Origin of the sequence: Shewanella rhizosphaerae, assembly GCF_019457655.1 — a bacterium.
Classification (GTDB): Bacteria; Pseudomonadota; Gammaproteobacteria; order Enterobacterales; family Shewanellaceae; genus Shewanella; species Shewanella loihica.
Genome location: NZ_CP080420.1, coordinates 2,279,888 through 2,300,016 on the forward strand (window position 1 = coordinate 2,279,888; position 20,129 = coordinate 2,300,016).

The window sequence follows — 20,129 nt, forward strand, 5'->3', positions numbered from 1 at the left end:
TTAGCCGTTAACTTTGCTTAGTGGCGAACACTTGTTGCCAAAACTCTGCGCCGAGAGCGCTGATAATCCGTGACTCTCCGTTGAGTAAGATGGCGATCCCCAGGTCCAGCTCAGGTGAGTAGGCCACTTCGGTCACATAACCTGCGACCCAACCGGCGTGATAGATCAGCCGATGGCCGTTAAACTGGTAGATGCGCCAGCCCTTGCCATAGTGAGCATCGTCAAGATAGGGTTTCCAATCGCGGCGGCGCAGCTCCTTAGTGGTGCGAACCCCTGGGGTAGTGATATCTTCAAGCACCTGAGGCGAGAGCACCTTAGGTTCATGCCCCATGTTGGCCATGAGCCACTTAGCCATATCCTTGATACTGGCATTGACGCCAGCCGCTGGCGCTAGCTGATAGTAGTTAGGTTTTACCTTAACCTGTTTAAATCCATGTTTCGTTTTGATATGAGGCTCGGCCCGGTTGCTGGTATGCGTAAAGGCCTCATAGCCGATAGAGGCCGTCTCCATGGCAAGTGGGGCGAAGATACGCTTGTCGATCAACTCTTCATAAGCTTGGCCGCTTTCCTGTTCGATCGCCTGCTCGATAAAAGAGAAGGCGACGTTTTGATAGCTGTAACAGACGCCCGGTGGGCAGATGGGGGTCAGCTCGGCAAATTTGGGAATGATCTTATTCAACTTAACGTTGGCATTAACCAGGTTATCATAGCTGTTTGGCATCAGGCCCGTGCTTTGACCTATCACATGCCCCAGGGTGATCGCCTGACTATCGGCAGGCTTAGCCAGGGAAAAGTCAGGAAGGTATTGATTGATAGGTTGTTGCCAGCTGAGTTTATGTTCGTGTACCAGTTGACTCGCCAGCGCCCCGGCAAAGGTTTTTGAGACGGATGCCAGGCGAAACACAGTGTCGGCATTGATCTTCTTGCTACCGCCTTGATGGCGTTTACCATAGGTATCCAGAGTAACTATGTTGTCGCCCTGGACTATCACAAAGGCGCCGCCGGGCACTTTGTTCGCCTTTAGCTGCTTCTTAAAATTTTGCTGAAAACTTTTGCCTAGGTGTTGATAAGACTGGGCCATTGTCGAGGCATTGAAAAGGAGTGCGCAGCAGCACACGGCGAATGACAACAGGGCCGTATTGAAAGACATGAATAAGCTACCCGAATAAACAAAGTGAAACGATCAACGTCTGTAAATTATGTACATTTGTATTAGTTATTATCTTAAAAATCATGCCCTTTAGAAAAAGGGCGCGTCAAAATCACAATCTCTGTCATGACTTTGACGTTCACTCCATACTAACTAAAGGTGGTTGAAGATGTAAGTCGTGGCGGTGTAACAATCTGGTAACTGCGCAATTGTTCGGCAAACCCAGCAAGGAAATTCAGCTAGCAAGCTAAGGTTAAGCGACAAGGGTTTGAAATCTAACGCTACTAGACACTAAGTAAGGTTTCTATTTACCTGCTTGTTATCCCAAGGTTATGATGCTCGGTTCGTTATCTGTTGGAAATAAGGGAGTAAAAGATGAAGATAGCCGATAGCCAGAGATTAAGATTTGAGATGATCACCGAGCAAGACGCCCAGTTACTCTATGATTTAAATCTAGATCCCGAGGTAATGCGATACATCAATGGTGGCAAGCCATCGACCATGGCCGAGATTGAGGACTATTTCATCCCGCGTATCCAAGGCTTTTCCAATAGCGACACGGGATGGGGTCTGTGGAAAGTTACTACGTTAGCCAGCGAATCGGACCTTGGCGATACCTTTATCGGCTGGATCCTGGTACGGCCGATGGATTTCTATACCGATACGCCAAAACTTGAGGATCTCGAGGTGGGTTGGCGATTTTCCCAGGCCAGTTGGGGTAAGGGCTACGCCACAGAAGCGGCTAAGACCGTTTGCCAGGCTTTGGTAAAACACTCTCAGTCTACTGGCAACCCTGTTAGGCATTTCAGCGCCATTGCCGACCCGGATAATAAGGGGTCAATCAATATCATGACCAAGCTTGGCATGGAGTATATTAAAAACACTAGCGTCGACACCCCGGAGGGCGAGGTTGAGGTGGTGTTATACAGAATGGCGGTTTAAAGCAAGCTAGCTTTTGGGCACCAAGGTCTAGCACCTTATCTAGCCGATAAACCTAAGATAAAGGGCATTTTCCGCTAGGCTATCCATATTAGCGTTTATTTAGCCCCTATTGGGGCGTTACATTTATCTTGAACCCCAGCATTAGACTAGCGTCTAACCAATTAAAGGCAGGGGAGTAATGTAAATTGATTTTCCTTTTGGTAAAATGCCGCAAAATTTACTGTGAGAGTTAATTATGCCAATGTACGTTGTGGGTCATAAGATCCCAGATTCAGATTCAATTTGTGGTGCGATTGCACTGGCTTACCTTAAAAACCAGATCGGTGAAGAAGCCATTGCCGCAAGACTGGGTGAGCCATCACCAGAGACCGCCTTTATCCTGGAACGCTTTGGTTTTGAAGCCCCGCTGTATAAAGAGCACTACGCCGGTGAGCAGGTTTATATCGTTGATCACTCTGAGCTGACCCAGGCACCGGATGATATTGCCGAGGCGACTATTGTCGGCATCGTCGATCACCACAAACTGGGCGACCTGACGACCTCTACACCGCTTGAGTGTTGGATCCGTCCTGTGGGCTGTAGTAACACAGTGATCAAGATGATGTACGACTTCTACAATGTCGAGATCCCGAAAGATATCGCCGGCATCATGATGTGCGCCATCCTGAGCGATACAGTGATCTTCAAGTCGCCAACTTGCACCACGGCCGATATCAAGTGTGTCGAAGCCCTGGCTGAGATCGCCGGTATCGAAGACTACAAGGCGCTTGGCATGGAGATGTTCAAGGTTAAGTCGGCCGTCGAAGGCACGCCGGTTCGCGATCTTGTGATGCGTGACTTTAAAGACTTCAACATGAACGGTAACCTAGTTGGTATTGGTCAGCTTGAAGTTATCGATCTATCAGTATTCGATAAGGTTAAGGCTGAACTCGAAGCCGATATCGCGGCGCTTAAGGCTGAAGGCAATCGCCACAGCGTGCTTTTGCTGCTGACCGATATTATGAAAGAAGGCTCTGAGATGCTGGTCGTGTCTGATGATGCTGACCTCACCGAGCGCGCCTATGGAAAAGCAACTGAAAATGGCCGCGTATGGTTAGATGGCGTACTCAGCCGTAAGAAGCAAGTGGTTCCTCCGCTGCAAGAAGCCTTCGCTTAATAGCTTAGGCTTATTGGCAATGCTCTTAGCATTGGCTAAGTGGCTAAGTGGCTAAGTGGCTAAGTGGCTAAGAGATTGAGAAAATTAAAAAAGCCGGTCTAGTACCGGCTTTTTTATTGGCTAACAATTTGGGTTCTAGTCTCAAATCAGCTTTTTACTCTTATTCCTTAAGTATTTGTTCTTAAACCTTAGCCTTTTGGGTACGCTTTACATGGTCCCTCAGTTTCTGCAATCTGGCATCGGCCATGGCGTAGAGGCTGTCCTTCGGATAATCTTCGAACTCAAAATCACGTTCACCCGCCGAAATACCCGTTAAGATCTCAAGCGCATCATTAACATGATCGATTGCCCAGATGGAGAACTCTCCCTTGCTCACGGCGTCGACGATATCGGCTCTAAGCATCAGATTTTGCACATTGGTGCGCGGAATGATCACTCCTTGGCCCTTATGACGTCCCTTGATCTTACAGACATCGAAGAAGCCCTCGATCTTCTCATTTACCCCGCCAATGGGCTGTGCCTGACCGAATTGGTTCATCGAACCTGTGATGGCTACATCCTGGCGCAGTGGCACCTTGGCAAAGGCAGATACGATGGCGCACAGTTCCGCCATTGAGGCGCTATCACCGTCGACACCCGAATAGTTTTGTTCGAAGGTGAGGTGAGTGGTTAGCGGTATCTTATCCGTCTGACCGAAAATCGTCGCGAGATACGCCGTTAGAATCATCACCCCCTTGGAGTGGATCTGCCCGCCGAGTTCTACCTTGCGCTCGATATCGAACACGGCGCCTTCACCGAGTGAGACACTGGCGGTGATACGACTTGGGGCGCCGAATTGATGATCCGAGGTTGCCACCACAGACAGGGCATTGATCTGACCTACCACACTGTCTTGGGTATCGATGAGCGTGGTGCCATTGATAAAGCTCTGCATCACATGATCACGCAGGCGACAGACCCTGAGTTCATGATTATGCAGTGCCTGCTCTACATGGCCTGCGCGGATCATATTCGACTTACTCGTCCTGGCCACATAATTAGATTCCCGCAGCAGGTTGGCAATATCGGCCGAGTGCAGGGATAGCTTATTTTGCGCATCGGCCTGGCGCGCACTGAACTCTATGACGCGTTTTATGGCACCGCGGTCGCAGTGCAGCATCTTGTTGCCCACCACTATGCTAGAGATAAATTTCGCGTACTGCACCTCGGAGGCATCGGTACGCGGCATCTCATCTTCAAAGTCGGCGGTGACTCGAAATAGCTCTTTAAATTCAGGATCATAATGTTGCAGCAGTTGATAGGTCTGATAATCGCCAAACAAAATGATCTTCACATCTAATGGTATGGCCTCAGGGTCCAGCGAGATGGTACCCGATAGCGTCACCTCACGCTCTAACGAGCTGAGACTCAACTTACGAGAGCGCAGGGCGCGCTTCAAGCCGTCCCATACGTAGGGTTGTTCCAACACCTTGATGGCGTCAATCATCAGCACGCCGCCGTTGGCCTTATGCAGACTGCCTGGGCGGATCAAGGAAAAATCAGAAAAGATGGTGCCCTTATAGGTGGCGTTTTCTATGTAGCCGAAGATGTTGTGATAGTTAGGGCTCTCCTCAATCACTATGGGCATAGGGATATCGGCATGATTAACTAACACATTGACCTGATAGCGCCTCGGCATCTTCTTAGCCAGGGAGGCGTAGGAGAGGGCGATCTGCTCCTCATTTTGCTCGAGGAAGATATCCAGATTGTCTAAGATATCTTTGTGCATCTCATTAAGATGGGCCTTCACCTCGGGATATTGCGCGTAACGCTCCTTTAGGGAGTCAAGCAGATGCACCAAAACTTCCTGAGCCACCTGCTCATCATGCTTCTGCTGCTTGTCCGAATAACTCTCTTCCCAGGCGGTAAACTTGCGCACGACTTCCCTAAGCTTAGACTCAAGGGACCCGATATTTTTCTCGAGCTTCGCCTGTTCCTTGCTGCTTAGCTCGGCAAAACTGGATTCGGTGTGCGGCTCCTCACCATTCATGGCGACCAGCTCGTAGCTGCCTTGGGGATTGATGGACAGGCTGATCTGCTTGGCGGCCGCTTCTTTGGTGATCTGCCCCAGCGCCGCTTCTTGCTTCTCGGCCAGCTGTGTCTTTAGTTTTTCGGCCCGCGAATAGTAGAGCTCATTGTCAAAGGCCAAGGGCAGGGCCTTAACCAGGCGCTTCATCAAGTTTTCGATATCAGCCTTGAAGGCCTGGGCCTGTCCACGAGGTAGCTTAAGCACCTTAGGCGTACGGGCATCTTCGAAATTCACCACATAGCACCAATCAAAGAGTTGATGATGCCCGTTGGGGTCATATCTGTCCAGGTAACGCATTACCATAGTACGTTTACCCAGACCATTTCGGCCGATGGCGTAGATGTTGTAGCCCTTATCTTTCATCGACATGGCAAATTCTACCGCCTGTTGAGCGCGTTCCTGACCGACAATTTCGTTGAGCGGCGTCAGCTGTTTAGTCGATTTAATGCTTGGATCGAGTAGGGCAAGTGTAGAAGAACGATAAAGCTTGTCACTGGCAAGAGGAGAAATGGACATAGGCGAGTGCCCTCATATGACAAATGTTAACCCCAGTGTAGGCAGCTCATTTTTCAATTTACAATCATTTTTTATGTTGAAAGAGGTATTTAGGCGCGCCAATTGATTTGTTCGCTCAATATCTGTACAAATCGCTAACGCTTTCGAAGTAAAGCGGCTCAAGATGATTATTTTGACGATTCAGGACCACAAAAACGGTCCGATAAATCCCGCAGCGCCGAGATAACTTGTTAATATAGCACTCGTAGTTAACACAACTATACTCTTGTTAGGTACAGGGAACGTCAAATTAAACAAGAAGAGACCCTAAATATGCCGTATGATGCGCCCAATCTACACCCAGATCTGCTCCAATGTCTGGCCAGTGACAGCTATCTGTTGCAACTGACATTAGATACCTTACCTGTGCCTATCTTCTATAAAGATAAGGCAGGCGTCTATCTGGGCTGCAACAAGGCATTTGAATCCTTCATTAAACTCACCCGGGACGAATTAATTGGTAAGAGCGTCTATGAGCTTTTCGACGAAGAGCTCGCCGAAGTATACCAACGCGCCGATCAGGCGTTATTCGACAATCCTGGCGTGCAGATCTATGAGAAACAGATAAAGACCCGTGAAGGTGATTCTGTCTTTGTGCGTTTTCATAAGACAAGTTTTAACGACAATCGTGGTGAGGTGGCCGGCCTAATCGGTGTGATATTCGATATCACAGAGTTAAAGGCCCTGGAAGCCCAGCTGACACACCATGCTATCTATGACGATCTCACTCAGTTTTACAACCGCCGCGAAGGTATCGCCATTGGCGAGCGCCTATATCACGCATGTAGTCAGCAGCAAGGAGAACTGGGCGTCATCCTTATCGATGTCGATTATTTCAAGTTGATCAATGACACCTACGGCCACATGGTCGGCGATGATGCATTGCGCCATATTGCGGCGACCTTAAAGCAACAGCAGGATCCCGAAGATGTGCTGATGCGCTGGGGCGGCGAAGAGTTTGTCGTCTTGGTTAATCGTCCCTTTGGCACGGACCAAGACTTCGAGACTTATCTTGAGGTCCGCGCGCAGGTCTATTGTGACGCCATAAGACAAAATCGTTTTCAGATCGGTGATGACTCACTGCAGATCACTTTTAGCTGTGGCCTAAGCTCGTTTGAGCCGGGTAAGAGCCTGACGCAGATGCTACACGATGCAGACGCTGCGCTTTACAGGGCAAAGGATGCCGGTCGCGATAATGTAAGTTGGTAGCTGGCTAACTTGGTTCGTTATTATTTGGAAATTTAAGTTGCTAACGTTGCTTCAGGCTAATACTCGTTCTGCCCCATTTAAGCGTCTCATGGCTTGTAAATCCTACGACGCTAATTTAAGATTCTCTTGGTAACACTGATACTTTGGCGTTTTTATCCTGCCCAGGCTGTCACGCTTATTTAATTTTCTGATAAAATTCTGTTTCTTAACCGCAATTGTTTATCTAGCTCCTATTTTATCTTTGAGCGAATATGTCATTTTAGGCAATCAATAAATCACTTTGTGCAAACCCATCTCTGCTGTGATTCCTATACTGAATCGTAAGTCGGGAGGGCAGATACTTGAAGGTAATTTCTCTCCTGCTACCGATAACGAGTACGGAGTAAAGCAGATGAACCGAGTTACCTTTCCAAATACCAATGGCCTAGATATCACCCTAGCTGGGCTAATCAACTTCCCTGCAGATTTTGATGAAAGCAAAATCTACCCAGCGATCGTCGTTTCTCATCCTGGCGGCGGTGTAAAAGAACAGACTGCGGGCACTTACGCCAAGAAACTGGCCGAAAACGGTTTTATCGCTATCGCATATGATGCTTCTTATCAGGGCGAAAGCACAGGTGACCCCCGTCAGCTGGAAAACCCACATGTGCGCACCGAAGATGTTAGCGCTGTGATTGATTACCTTACAACGCTGAACTATGTAGACAACGATCGCATTGGAGCCATGGGCATCTGTGCGGGCGCAGGTTACACAGCCAATGCAGCGATAAACGATCGCCGCATTAAAGCGGTCGTTACCGTGAGTATGGTTAATATCGGTCAGATGTTCCGCAACGGCTGGGATAACAATGTTAAGGATAGCGACGCTTTGCCATACATAGAGGCAGGCTCTGGTGCCAGAACGTCAGATGCTAGCGGCGCAGAAATTGCCACCATTCCGATGGCACCGTTAAAAGAAGAAGACGCACCTAACGAAGAACTCCGCCAAGCGTGGGAATACTACCACACCGATCGCGCGGCTTATTGCACTGCACCGGGCTTTGCGACAGCACGCAGTCTGACGCAAATCATTACCTACGATGCGTTCTTCAAGGCAGAGGCCTTTTTGACTCAACCCCTGCTTACCATTGTCGGTAGTGATGCCGGCAGTAAGTGGATGAGTGAAGACTTGATGGCGCGCGCGGCCAGTAGCGACAAACAAATGTATGTCGTTGACGGCGCGAATCACATGGATCTCTATGATGGTGAGTCCCCAATTGCCGAAGCTATCGGTGTGCTAGCACCATTCTTCCAGCGCACGCTGTAACCACGCGCCAAAGTATTAACCAATAGAAAGGCTTAGTGCTACTAGGCCTTTCTATCAGATAAGGCTTTCATTATGAACATCCAAAAAGTGACATTCAGAAATGCAGATATGGCCTGGGATATGGCGGCACTCATTCTGTTGCCGGAAGGCTTTGACGAGTCAAAACGCTACCCAACTATGGTCAGTGTCCATCCATTTGGTAGCTGTAAAGAGCAAACATCCAGTGCCGTGTACGGTAAAGCGCTGGCTGAGCTGGGGTACGTGGTGATCGCTTTTGACGCCAGTTTTCAGGGCGAATCTGGCGGATCACCTCGCTACGTCGAAGACCCAAGCCAACGGGTCGAAGACATCAGCCGTGTGATTGACTATGCGGTTAGTTTACCTTATGTCGACGAAGACAGAATCGGTGGTCTTGGTATCTGTGGTGGCGGCGCTTATATCTTCAGTTCCGCTCTGACAGAAAAGCGTTTGAAGGCGGTTGTTGGTATTACCCCGGTAAATTTGGGACGTCTATTCCGAGAAGGATTCAGCCAGTACAATCCAATCGGAGCACTAGAAGCTATGGCCACCCAGCGCACTGCTGAAGCGAGGGGCGAGAAGCTACAGGTCAATGAGCTTCTGCCGCCGAGTCCTGATTTTGCAAAACAAAATGGAATGACCGAACGCGATCTGTTCGAAGCCACGGATTACTATAAAACACCCAGAGGGCAGGCCGAGGGCGGGGCAACGCGTATGTTGTTCTCTCATGCGCAAAAAACGCTGAGTTGGGATGCTTTCGCCTTTGTAGAAACCCTGATGACGCAACCAATGATGGCAGTTGTCGGTCAAAAAGTAGGTGCATTTGGCGCGTATCGTGACGGACACGAGATCTATGGCCGCTCAATTGTGTCCAAAGACCGCCAGTTGGTCGAATTGCAAGATTGGTCCCACTACGATCTGTATGACCATCCGCAAGCGGTGAGTCTGGCAATAGAGAAAATTGGTCCTTTCCTGAGCCAACACCTCTAACCAACGCCGCTAACCAAAGAGGTGAACGTGTCCTGAACACTGACGAGGGCACGTTCTCTTTTTACAAGGCAGCGGGTTTGCGCTAAGGCATATTGGCTTTAGCGATAAATAGCCAAAAGTAACAAAGGAAGCAACTATGGGTCGTTGGATATTGATTGGTTTGCTGATCGTGCTCGCATTAGTAACATTAATTGCCTTAGTCGTGACGCAGATTGAAAACGCCCAGGACGCCAAAAATAGATCGCATCTATCCAGCACACCGACCAGTCGAGTGGCCGAGGTCAATACGGCTATTGTGGTGTTCTCCCGCTCTGGCAATACTGGCGTCCTTTCGGACCATATTGCGCAGCAAACCGCGGGTCATGTGTATGAGATCACGGCCGAGAGTTACCACCTTGGGATCCCGGGCTGGATTAACGCGCTGAAAGACGCAAGAAGCAATGTCGCCGACATTTCGCCATCGAATATTGATCTCGAGCCTTATGAAACTGTCTATCTAGGTTCGCCTATCTGGCTCTATAGCCCGGCACCACCGATTTGGCAGTTTGTCAAAGACAATGATTTTACAGGCAAAAACGTCCTGCTCTTTAATACCTTCAACAGCAAGTTTAAGCAGCAATACATTGATGATTTTGCTAAATTGGTTTTTGCTAAAGGCGCCAAATCATTCAAGCACAGGTACGTAAAACGAGGACGTATGGGCGACCAAATTTCACAGCGGCGGATGCTGAAAGAATTTGACGCGCAATCAACCGAGGTCAAGCAAGTAGGGCATGTCTATGTTAATTACTAGCGGTAACAGCATGATTCAATCTCTAGCAGATAAAGCATTTGCTTACGGGAGAAGGGAAGGTGACCATGACACCAGCATCCCTGGCCTGACGCTTCACATCAGAAACAACCCGACCGAGCCACTGCACTGTATCTATACCTTGAGTCTGTCGCTTATCTTGCAAGGCAGTAAACAAGTCGCTATCGACGACCGTTTGCGCGTCTGTAAAGCAGGACAATCTATGCTGACGACATTTGATTTGCCTGTCATTTCCCATGTAACTGAAGCGACAAGGCATCATCCGTTTATCGGTTTAGTCTTGAAGTTGGACTATGGATTAATTGCCCAGACTTGCACTGAACTTAATCTGGAAAGACCATCCAAAGACATTAGATATCAAGCCATTTCTACCCAAGATATCGATACTGGATTGTGTGATGCGATGAGCCGTTTGCTGGGGTTACATCACACGCCTGAATATATCGAAAGCTTGGCGCAACTGTATAAAAAGGAAATCGTTATTCGATTGCTCCATGGCCCACACGGAATGCACTTGCGACATTTGGCGTCGGTTGGCTCGCCGAGCAGGCAAATCGTACAGATAGTGGCTTGGATGAAGCAAAATTTCGCTCAAGCGATAGGCATCAATGAATTAGCCGACAAAGCCCATATGAGTGCATCTGCCTTTCGGCAACACTTTAAAGCATTGACGGGTAGCAGCCCATTGCAATATCTCAAGCATCTGCGCCTGCAGGAAGCGAGGGACCAGATGCTGTTAAATGGTTTGGATGCCAGCCAAGCAAGCGGAGTCGTTGGCTATGAAAGCCCATCTCAATTTAGCCGTGAATACAGTCGGCTATTTGGGCTTCCTCCACAAAAGGATATCCAGCGATTACGTCAGGCGTAATGAATAAGCTGTGTCCTAGAGTGGTGCACGGCATTGCGGCGGGTAACTTGTGTCGGAAAAGGGTCATCTGCAGGCTTATGACAACCTCCATGGAAATGTTCACTTAAACTCAGAATCTGAGCCAATTAAATCCCAACCAAATCATCAAGCTTTCTTACTGTGTCGCAGCAGCCTTGCTAGCGTAAATCCTCAATGTCTAACACAGCAATCTTGTGAAGCGCTGTAGCAGAGTGGTGGATTATCAAATTAGCTATGCGGTGAACGAGAATCTCAGTTTGAATGAAAATGCCTAGAATTTTCCGGAAATAAATTAACCTCACACATCTTATTTAACATAATATACATTGTGCGCATGATCATGTATCTAAGACTGTGGTGGAGAGTGAGCCAGATATCAATCTTACAAAGACTAGCCTATATGCCATTTCTACTTTCACTTTTAATTTTGCCTTATCGGCTTATAGCTTGAAAGCTATCTGTCTCGAATACGCCCAATAGAATGAACTCATTGAATAATACTAAGTCCTTTCTCTTTCTTTTATCAGTGCTAGCTCTTTTTATGGCAACAGAGATTCAACTCATTTGGCTGAGTTACAGTTGCTACAATATCGCTATACTTTTTCATACAAAGCGAACTTACTAAGACTGGCATCTCAACAAGTGCTCCGAGTCGATATTTTAATTCAGCTACTGGCCTTTAGGCAGTCCGTTAAAGAATCGTCTTAGCTTTTCTAAAGTCCTTAATGGTATCTATCGCATTGAGGTATTCTTTCTGTGGAGCATTCTAATCAGCATCCAGGGTTTTACTTGCCATGGATTGCTCAATCATTAGGCGTCGCTACGTGAAATCTGGCGGGTAATCCCCTTGTTTAAGTCATTTCATGCACGTAGCGACGCGTGAAAATTTTGTAGGATTTTCCCTGGGTCAGCTATTTGTTTAATTACGCAAGAATTTTGCGAACTACTAAAGCTAGTGCAGACATAGCCTTCAATTAGCAAGCACTTGGAAAGCTAAAGTTAGTTTAGATGCTCTTAGTGTTACGGGTGTTAGTTAGGAACCAACCAGGCTTGCCGGTTTGATCGTTTCGGTGCGTTACTCTGAATGCATTAATGGAATGCCTGACATTTAGATGTTTAAACTGAGTGCTTTTAAAAGAGTAATGCGAAACTCAGTGTATGACTAACCTAACTGCAGCTCAGAACCTAGCTACCAATACGCAATCGGCACGCCTTAGCAGCTCACCAAATGATTCAATCTAGCCCCTCAGATGCAAACGCTCAAAAGTAACCTAAGTAACTTAGACCTCTTGATATTGGGAATCGTCATATAGACTGAGAGCTGCTAGTCAGAAAAATTGCTAAAACGAACTTTTAGTCAGATGCCGATAATGATACTTATCGGCATTAAGCGATTTGAAAAATGGCACGCCATTCTAATAGTTAAAAGTCTGGTTAAAATTTACGCGCCCGGTCATCATAATGTTTGTAGGTTGGCAGAAACCTTTAGTTAAGCATTAACTAAAGCGTCATATGAGTGACATGGAATCGCAAAACAGCCTGTTTAAACTATTATCGTCAACTCAAATTAGAGCCCTGTCTATTAAGTCTTTTCTTGTTGAGATACTTAAGCGATGCGACCGCTTTAGGCTCCCTACCCGTGTCTTCCCGGACACGGGCTTTTTTGATCATTCGATGCCGGCTAATCTGTCCATAGGCTTATTAGCTGCACTCTGATGCCTTTCGGCCTGAGATGTGTGAAGATACTGAGACGTGGTATCGATGCTCTCATGCCCTGCATCCGCCTGAACATGGGATAAGGGCCGACCATTGAGGTTAATGTCATGGGTGATCCCGGTATGGCGGATGCTATGCACTGTCAGTTTTCGCATCACCTCTGCATCTTCCAAAAGCCCGTCCGCTGCCGCTTTGTCGGCGGCATGATTAATCAGCGACTGTACCGCCTCCCTCACCTGGCGAATGCCCAGATTTGCGTCGACCAATCCCACTTCACGTCCTCGCCCAGCGGCCCTATGGCGTACAAAAATCGGTGTCTGTTCCTGATAGCCGGGTAAAGGTGATAGCCCCAAATGTTCGCGGTACTGTTTGAGTGCCTCTATTAATGCATTGGACAAGGGGATTTGCCGCTGCTTGCCCCCTTTGCTCTTGGGAATATGAAAACGCCAGATCCCTGTCTGCTTGTCTTGCTTAAATTGTCCCATGATGGGACTGTAACCGGTTCGCGCACTCACATCAGATACACGCAAATAACAACCGTAAATCAACTTGATAAGAAACAAACTGCGTTGATGGATTTCAGGTTCCGCGATGGCAAGTTGTTCGACACTTGAGATCACATAGGACCATTGCAATTCGGTAAAGGCGAGACCACTGCCCTCCTCTTCGCTCATGGCGAACTTTCGTTTATGGGCAAACTTTGAATGGTTCATCCAGGCCTGTGCAGGATTACGCTCACAGTAATCTTCCGCCATCAAGAAGCCATAAAATGAGGAGAGTATCGCCATCTTAGTCTTGAGGGCGTTATCGCTAAGGCGGTATTCTTCCCCTCGTTTGCCCACAAAGGGCCGCCATAACGGATTGGGAACGCGCAGCTGACTCGCCTTGTCGAGTTTAAACTGGGCAACGTTAAATTGGCCGATTAACGCCTTTGGTGGTGACTGACAGTAGGCCACGAATTTATCCATGTCACGCCTACTTATCTGCCCCGGTGACTGCTGCACCACATCGAAACACCAATTAAGAAAACAGGTGATTTCGCTACGAAAACTCTTATAACTGTTCTCATTTTCCCGCTGGGCGAACAGTAGATCGGATGCCAGCTCATAAACCAGGCCTGCATCTTCGACGCTAATCATGGCTATCGCCGTAATGTGCTGATTGATGATGGGATTGCCAGCTTCGATATAATCGATCGATTCAAATAGAGGTAAGGCGTGCAAGAGTCGACTCCAATAAAAAAGCGCTATGGGATGCCCTACGCACTATAGCAACAAAAGCGGGAAAATATTTAATAAAATTGGAGTGTTAGATCAGTATTTGATCGGTTAAATTAAAGAGCGCTTGCTCCGTAAACACAAGTATATGTTTACCGCTCTTATGTTCACCGCCCTGTTATCGTCACGCGATACGCAACAAACAGGGCTAACTGCCTCATTTAATCTGCATTTTCAATTTCTCACCTTCTAAATTCTCCAGCTAAATGCCACGTGAGTTACTACACTAATAAATAAGGTCAATTTAGTTCACCTAAGAGGGGTACGGATGCTAATTGATATGGCGAAAAAGAGTCCACTGTTCTCAGGTAAGAAGAAAGCAGCCGAAACAGAAACAGGACCGGCCTGGCGCATACTGATCGTCGACGATGAGCCCGATGTACACACAGTAACAAAACTCGCACTGTCGCGGTTTAAACTAGATAACCGCGGCATAGAGTTCATTAATGCCTATAGCGGCGAAGAAGCAAAGCGGGTGTTACAAGATGAAAAAGACGTGGCCATGGCGTTTATCGACGTGGTCATGGAGAGCGATCACGCCGGGCTTGAGCTGGTCAAATGGATCCGTGAAGATCATAACGACCGCAGCATCAGATTAATCCTGCGTACCGGTCAGCCGGGACAAGCGCCCGAAGAAGATGTGATTGTCAATTACGACATCAACGATTACAAGGCAAAGGCTGAATTGGATTCACGTAAGCTGATCACCAGCGTCTACTCTGCGCTGAGAAGTTACCGCGATATCATGGAGATCGAGGCGGCCAAACAGACGCAAATTCGCTATCGAGAAGGACTAGAGCGTGTAGTTAAGGCGACATCAGGCCTGTTTGAACTCAGAACTCTGTATCATTTTGCCGACGGCCTGCTGACTCAGGTCGCCAACCTGCTTAACCTCAACAACGAGACCTTGCTGCTAACCTGCAATGCCATCGATGCGATGAGCAAGGATTTAAGTACAGACAAACTCCATATCCTAGCCGGCACCGGCCAATTTGCCCGTCATCATGAACAAGCCATCCCCGAGCCCATCGAGAAGTTGCTTAAACGGGCACTACAGGAACAGACATGTCTGTATGAAGACAACCTGTTTGTGGGTTACTTTCCGGCCAAGAGTGGCTGGATCAACCTGCTGTATATGGACAACATACATGCCATCGGCGATCTGGATAAGAAGCTTATCGATATCTTTGCCATCAATGTCGGCGTCGCCTTCGAGAACCTGCTGCTGAACAAAGAGCTCGAAGATACCCAGTCAGAATTGATCTTCCGCCTAGGAGATGTGGTCGAGAGCCGCTCGAAGGAAGCCGCCAACCATGTGAAGCGTATGGCCGAGTACTGTTATATCCTGGCAAAATTGGCCGGGCTTGATGATCAACAGGCGGATCTCATTAAACATGCATCACCCATGCACGACATAGGTAAGATTGCGACGCCGGATGCCGTGCTGTTAAAACCTGGCAAACTAAACGATGAAGAGTGGCAGATCATGCGTCAGCATCCCGCCATCGGTCACCAGATCCTGGGCAACTCAGAGCGCCCTATTCTCAACGCTGCCGCCATCATCGCCTTGCAACACCATGAGAAGTACGATGGCAGTGGTTATCCTGACGGATTAAAAGGCGATGAAATTCATATATTTGCACGCATTGTTGCTATCGCAGATGTGTTCGATGCGCTCTCCCACGAGCGCTGCTATAAACCAGCCTGGCCGTTGGATGAAGTGATAGCCGAGATCGCAAAAGGTGCAGGGTCACACTTTGATCCCGATCTCACCGCGCTCTTTATCGATAACATAGAACGCTTCAATAAGGTGCGATTAGCCCTGTCTGACAGCAATTAAGGTTTAAGCAATCAGCGGTCGGCGTGAGCGGGTTTTATTGATCTAGTGAGTTGTGTCTATTTTTTGAGTCTGATTATTTGAGTCTAAATATTTGAGTACGATGGCATAGATGAAGCTAGCTGCCTAAAAGGCTTTGTTCCATATAAGGCAGCTTGAGTCGATTAGCACAGCTTTTAGCCATTTTTAGCCGGATTATCGGCCAAAAAATCGTACATAATGGTCTTAGATTGACCGCCTATCTCGAAGCTGGCGATAAGACGCCACACCATATAATTGCTGCTGCAAGAACCGTATATTAGCGTTCCTTGATAGGTGTTTTTGCTAGTTTCACTTAAAATGAGTGGAATAACCCCCATAAACATATCTCTACCCTCAACACGAACCTGGAGTTTTTCCATTGGTTCACTACTGCTAAAGGTTACCGTTAACGGCTTCTCGCTAGGGGTGTCTTCAGGTGAAATTGCCAATGAAATAAGCGTTTCACCGAGTTTTTTATCGCAGGTTTTTTGATGAAAATCGCACAGACTCGGGTCTATTTCAAAGGCGGTTTCGTTAGCCGCTTTTACATCTTGTTTAGGGGCTTTTGGCGCTTTTTCGCAGCCCGTTAACAGGGGCATTAAAAATAGGCTTGCAGTCAGCGTAATCAGGGAGATTTGTCGATTCAGTAGCACAATTATTAACCTTTTGAATCATAGTGTTTACATTCTATCCAGGTAGTTTGATCTGGATCAATATCCTAGGCCGCATAATTCCTATCTTTTTTGATATTGCTCAAGTATCATTGCGTTACTCGGCATTAATTTGCGTTAATGTTGCGTGACACATTGACACAATCTTGTTTGTTTCGTAGGGAAACAAGCCTTTGATGTCATTTTACCGGGTAAAGTGCCGCTTTACTCAAACAATAAGTATAAGTAATAAGCAGTGGAAGCAATATGATGAACCATTCCCAGCCTCAAGGCGCTGATTACAATTACACTGTTGTCCGCCAATTTGCCCTCACCACAGTTTTGTGGGGCATTATCGGTATGACAGTAGGTGTATTGATCGCGGCCCAGTTAATCTGGCCACAACTTAACTTCGAAACTCCATGGCTAACGTACAGTCGTCTAAGACCTCTGCACACCAACGCCGTGATTTTCGCGTTTGGTACTTCAGCGTTATTTGCAACATCCTATTATATCGTCCAGCGTACCTGCCAAACCCGCCTATTTGCACCTAAATTAGCTGCATTTACCTTCTGGGGATGGCAAGCCATTATTCTTTCAGCCGTTATTACTCTGCCGCTTGGTCTAACCAGCAGTAAAGAATACGCTGAACTTGAATGGCCTATCGACATCGCTATTACCATAGTGTGGGTAGCCTATGCCGTTGTGTTCTTTGGCACAATTGTGAAACGAACCACGTCACACATCTATGTGGCAAACTGGTTCTTCGGCGCCTTCATCATCACGGTTGCAGTTCTGCACATCGTGAACTCTATGGCAGTACCTGTCAGCCTGTTCAAGTCATACTCATTATACTCTGGCGCGGTCGATGCCATGGTGCAATGGTGGTATGGCCACAACGCCGTTGGCTTCCTACTGACCGCCGGTTTCCTGGGTATGATGTACTACTTCGTACCTAAGCAAGCAGGTCGTCCTGTTTATTCTTACCGTCTGTCTATCGTTCACTTCTGGGCTTTGATTGCACTGTACATCTGGGCGGGTCCTCACCACCTGCATTACACAGCGCTACCAGACTGGACACAGTCACTGGGTATGGTGATGTCTCTGATCCTGTTCGCACCTTCTTGGGGCGGTATGATCAACGGTATCATGACCCTGTCAGGCGCTTGGCATAAGCTAAGAACTGACCCTGTTCTACGTTTCTTGATCGTTTCTCTGTCTTTCTATGGTATGTCGACCTTCGAAGGTCCAATGATGGCCATTAAGACAGTTAACGCATTGTCTCACTACACCGACTGGACCATAGGTCACGTTCACTCAGGCGCACTTGGCTGGGTGGCTATGGTATCTATCGGTTCGCTATACCACCTGATCCCTGCTATCTACGGTCACGGTCGTATGTACAGCACACAACTGATTAACGTTCACTTCTGGTTAGCGACTATCGGTACTGTACTTTACATCGTTTCAATGTGGATCTCGGGTGTTATGCAAGGTCTGATGTGGCGTGCAGTTAACTCTGACGGCACCCTAACCTACAGCTTCGTTGAAGGTCTGGAAGCATCATACCCATTCTACTTTGTTCGCTTCTTAGGTGGCCTGTTCTTCGTCACTGGTATGCTGCTAATGGCATACAACGTGGTTAAGACAGTAAAAGCGCCAAAAGAATCTTTGCCAGCGCTGGCTGAAGCATAAGGAGTAGATTTGATGAAATTTAATCATGAGATAGTCGAGAAAAACATCGGTCTGCTAGGTATCTTTACCGTAATTGCTATCAGTATTGGTGGCCTGGTACAGATCACTCCCCTGCTTTTCCAAAAAGACACTACTGAGCCAGTAAACGGACTACGTCCATACTCAGCACTTGAGCTCGAAGGTCGTGACATCTACATCCGTGAGGGTTGTGTTGGTTGTCACAGTCAGATGATTCGTCCGCTACGTGCTGAAACTGAGCGTTACGGTCACTACTCTGTTGCCGGTGAATCAGTTTGGGATCACCCATTCCTATGGGGTTCTAAGCGTACTGGTCCAGACTTGGCCCGTGTTGGCGGTCGTTACAGCGACAAGTGGCATGAAGTTCACCTACTTGATCCTCGCGCAGTAGTACCACAATCAAACATGCCTGCCTTCCCTTGGTTGGCCGAGAACGTCCTAGATGGCGAGCTAACGGCTAAGAAGATGGAAGTGTTCCGTGGTTTCGGCGTGCCTTACTCTCAAGATGATATCGACAACGCTAAGAAAGCGGTTGAAGGTAAGACTGAGATGCAGGCACTAATTGCATACCTGCAGTCGCTAGGTCACGCACTGAAATAAATTGGAGGCATAAATATGGATTACGGCACAGTACAAGGGATTATTACCATTGTTGTCATGGTGACGTTTGTCGGTATTTTTGCATGGGCTTATAGCGGTCGCCGTAAAGCGCAGTTTGACGAGGCCGCTAACCTTGTTTTCTCAGATGATGAGAAGCACAAGGACTCAGGAGAACATAAGTGATGATGAGTAGCTTCTGGAGTATTTGGATTACCGTACTCACAATTGTGGTAATCGCAGGATGTTTCATCCTACTGTTTGTTGTCTCTAAAAACACCACAGGTGTTGAAGAAGGCAAATCAATGGGTCACAGCTTTGATGGCATTGAAGAGATCAATAACCCCCTGCCTAAGTGGTGGAGTTATATGTTCTACATCACCATCATCTTCGGTGTGGTCTATCTGGCAGCCTACCCAGGTCTTGGTAACTATAAAGGTTTCCTAGGCTGGTCAAGCTCGAACCAAAGCATTGGTACCGACAAAGGTATCAAGGAAGATTCTGCCGCTGCCGTTGAACTGGCTGCAAATGAACATCGCTGGGTTCAGTATGACCAAGAGGTTGAGAAAGCCAATGCTAAGTACAGCCCGATCTTTGCGGCTTACCTGGCAACACCGCTCGAAGAGCTAGTGAAGAACGAAGAAGCCCTAAAAGTGGGTGGTCGTCTGTTCCTGCAAAACTGTGCTCAGTGCCACGGTAGTGACGCGCGTGGTAGCAAGGGCTTCCCTAACCTGACTGACGGTGACTGGCTATATGGCGGCGATCTTGCCACCATCAAGACCACTATCATGAACGGTCGCAACGGCATGATGCCACCAAAAGGCGGTCTACCTATCGAAGACAGCGAGCTGAAAGGCCTGGCTGAATACGTCGTTAAACTGTCTGGTCGCGACCACGATGAAGCCTTGGCCGCACAAGGTCAGGCATCATTCATGAAAGGTTGTTTCGCCTGTCATGGTATGGACGGTACTGGTAACAAGTTCATGGGTGCACCTAACCTCACCGACAACACCTGGTTGTACGGCGGTAGTCGTGGTGTGATCCAAGAGAGCATTAAGAACGGTCGTTCTGGTGTAATGCCTGCTTGGAAAGATGTCTTGGGCGAAGAGAAAGTTCACGTCATCGCTGCCTATGTTTATAGCTTGTCAAACAAGTAATTACATATAAGTAACACCAAGGCCTCGAAACAGATCGAGGCCTTTTTTTTAAGTGCTATCACTGCCTTTT

General features: G+C 47.8%; 16 protein-coding genes. 12 read left to right on the forward strand and 4 right to left on the reverse strand.

The features are described from left to right. Positions 1 to 7 precede the first annotated feature (7 nt). Positions 8 to 1,150, reverse strand: coding sequence for a serine hydrolase domain-containing protein (locus K0I63_RS10165; protein WP_220083338.1), 1,143 nt, complete (start codon positions 1,148 to 1,150; stop codon positions 8 to 10). Between the two features lie 375 nt (positions 1,151 to 1,525). On the opposite strand from K0I63_RS10165, the gene K0I63_RS10170 reads away from it, so the two are divergent. Then, positions 1,526 to 2,092, forward strand: coding sequence for a GNAT family N-acetyltransferase (locus K0I63_RS10170; protein ID WP_220083339.1), 567 nt, complete (start codon positions 1,526 to 1,528; stop codon positions 2,090 to 2,092). Between the two features lie 235 nt (positions 2,093 to 2,327). Further along, entirely contained in the window at positions 2,328 to 3,248 is a 921-nt protein-coding gene (locus tag K0I63_RS10175) for a manganese-dependent inorganic pyrophosphatase (RefSeq protein ID WP_144199304.1), read from the forward strand. 181 nt (positions 3,249 to 3,429) lie between these two features. On the opposite strand, the gene K0I63_RS10180 is transcribed toward K0I63_RS10175, so the two are convergent. Further along, positions 3,430 to 5,832, reverse strand: coding sequence for a Lon protease family protein (locus K0I63_RS10180; RefSeq protein WP_220083340.1), 2,403 nt, complete (start codon positions 5,830 to 5,832; stop codon positions 3,430 to 3,432). 312 nt (positions 5,833 to 6,144) lie between these two features. Here K0I63_RS10180 and K0I63_RS10185 point away from each other — a divergent pair, with 312 nt between their 5' ends. The 5 genes from K0I63_RS10185 to K0I63_RS10205 all read left to right on the forward strand — a co-directional run bounded on the left by K0I63_RS10185 (position 6,145) and on the right by K0I63_RS10205 (position 11,073). Continuing rightward, entirely contained in the window at positions 6,145 to 7,080 is a 936-nt protein-coding gene (locus K0I63_RS10185; RefSeq protein WP_220083341.1) for a GGDEF domain-containing protein, read from the forward strand. Positions 7,081 to 7,471: 391 nt separating this feature from the next. Next, positions 7,472 to 8,386: an alpha/beta hydrolase gene (locus K0I63_RS10190; RefSeq protein ID WP_220083342.1), complete on the forward strand. Its 915-nt coding sequence runs from the start codon at positions 7,472 to 7,474 to the stop codon at positions 8,384 to 8,386. Between the two features lie 72 nt (positions 8,387 to 8,458). Beyond that, positions 8,459 to 9,394, forward strand: a complete 936-nt coding sequence (locus K0I63_RS10195; protein ID WP_220083343.1) for an alpha/beta hydrolase — start codon at positions 8,459 to 8,461, stop codon at positions 9,392 to 9,394. A 136-nt stretch (positions 9,395 to 9,530) separates the two neighbouring features. Continuing rightward, positions 9,531 to 10,187: a flavodoxin family protein gene (locus K0I63_RS10200; protein WP_220080968.1), complete on the forward strand. Its 657-nt coding sequence runs from the start codon at positions 9,531 to 9,533 to the stop codon at positions 10,185 to 10,187. Further along, positions 10,174 to 11,073 carry an AraC family transcriptional regulator gene (locus tag K0I63_RS10205; RefSeq protein WP_220080969.1) on the forward strand — a complete coding sequence of 300 codons (900 nt, stop codon included), beginning with the start codon at positions 10,174 to 10,176 and terminating at the stop codon, positions 11,071 to 11,073. The genes K0I63_RS10200 and K0I63_RS10205 overlap by 14 nt, the downstream gene beginning before the upstream one ends. Before the next feature lie 1,685 nt (positions 11,074 to 12,758). Here the strand turns inward: K0I63_RS10205 and K0I63_RS10210 are convergent. Then, positions 12,759 to 14,030: a tyrosine-type recombinase/integrase gene (locus K0I63_RS10210; RefSeq protein ID WP_220080970.1), complete on the reverse strand. Its 1,272-nt coding sequence runs from the start codon at positions 14,028 to 14,030 to the stop codon at positions 12,759 to 12,761. A gap of 322 nt (positions 14,031 to 14,352) precedes the next feature. On the opposite strand from K0I63_RS10210, the gene K0I63_RS10215 reads away from it, so the two are divergent. Beyond that, on the forward strand, positions 14,353 to 15,924 hold the full coding sequence (locus K0I63_RS10215; protein WP_220080971.1) for a response regulator: 1,572 nt from the start codon (positions 14,353 to 14,355) through the stop codon (positions 15,922 to 15,924). A 173-nt stretch (positions 15,925 to 16,097) separates the two neighbouring features. Here the strand turns inward: K0I63_RS10215 and K0I63_RS10220 are convergent, their stop codons facing one another. Next, positions 16,098 to 16,595 (reverse strand): hypothetical protein, encoded by a 498-nt coding sequence (locus K0I63_RS10220; protein ID WP_220080972.1) that lies wholly within the window; start codon positions 16,593 to 16,595, stop codon positions 16,098 to 16,100. A gap of 264 nt (positions 16,596 to 16,859) precedes the next feature. Here K0I63_RS10220 and ccoN point away from each other — a divergent pair, with 264 nt between their 5' ends. Genes ccoN through ccoP form a run of 4 tightly spaced genes read left to right on the forward strand, consistent with a single transcriptional unit; the run spans position 16,860 to position 20,059 of the window. After that, the gene (gene ccoN / locus K0I63_RS10225; protein WP_011865783.1) at positions 16,860 to 18,287 is read left to right on the forward strand and encodes a cytochrome-c oxidase, cbb3-type subunit I; all 1,428 of its coding nucleotides are present in this window, start codon (positions 16,860 to 16,862) and stop codon (positions 18,285 to 18,287) included. A gap of 12 nt (positions 18,288 to 18,299) precedes the next feature. After that, positions 18,300 to 18,905, forward strand: coding sequence for a cytochrome-c oxidase, cbb3-type subunit II (ccoO, locus tag K0I63_RS10230; protein ID WP_011865784.1), 606 nt, complete (start codon positions 18,300 to 18,302; stop codon positions 18,903 to 18,905). 15 nt (positions 18,906 to 18,920) lie between these two features. Then, positions 18,921 to 19,088: a CcoQ/FixQ family Cbb3-type cytochrome c oxidase assembly chaperone gene (locus tag K0I63_RS10235; protein ID WP_011865785.1), complete on the forward strand. Its 168-nt coding sequence runs from the start codon at positions 18,921 to 18,923 to the stop codon at positions 19,086 to 19,088. Between the two features lie 2 nt (positions 19,089 to 19,090). Next, positions 19,091 to 20,059: a cytochrome-c oxidase, cbb3-type subunit III gene (ccoP, locus tag K0I63_RS10240; RefSeq protein ID WP_220045271.1), complete on the forward strand. Its 969-nt coding sequence runs from the start codon at positions 19,091 to 19,093 to the stop codon at positions 20,057 to 20,059. Positions 20,060 to 20,129: the final 70 nt, after the last annotated feature.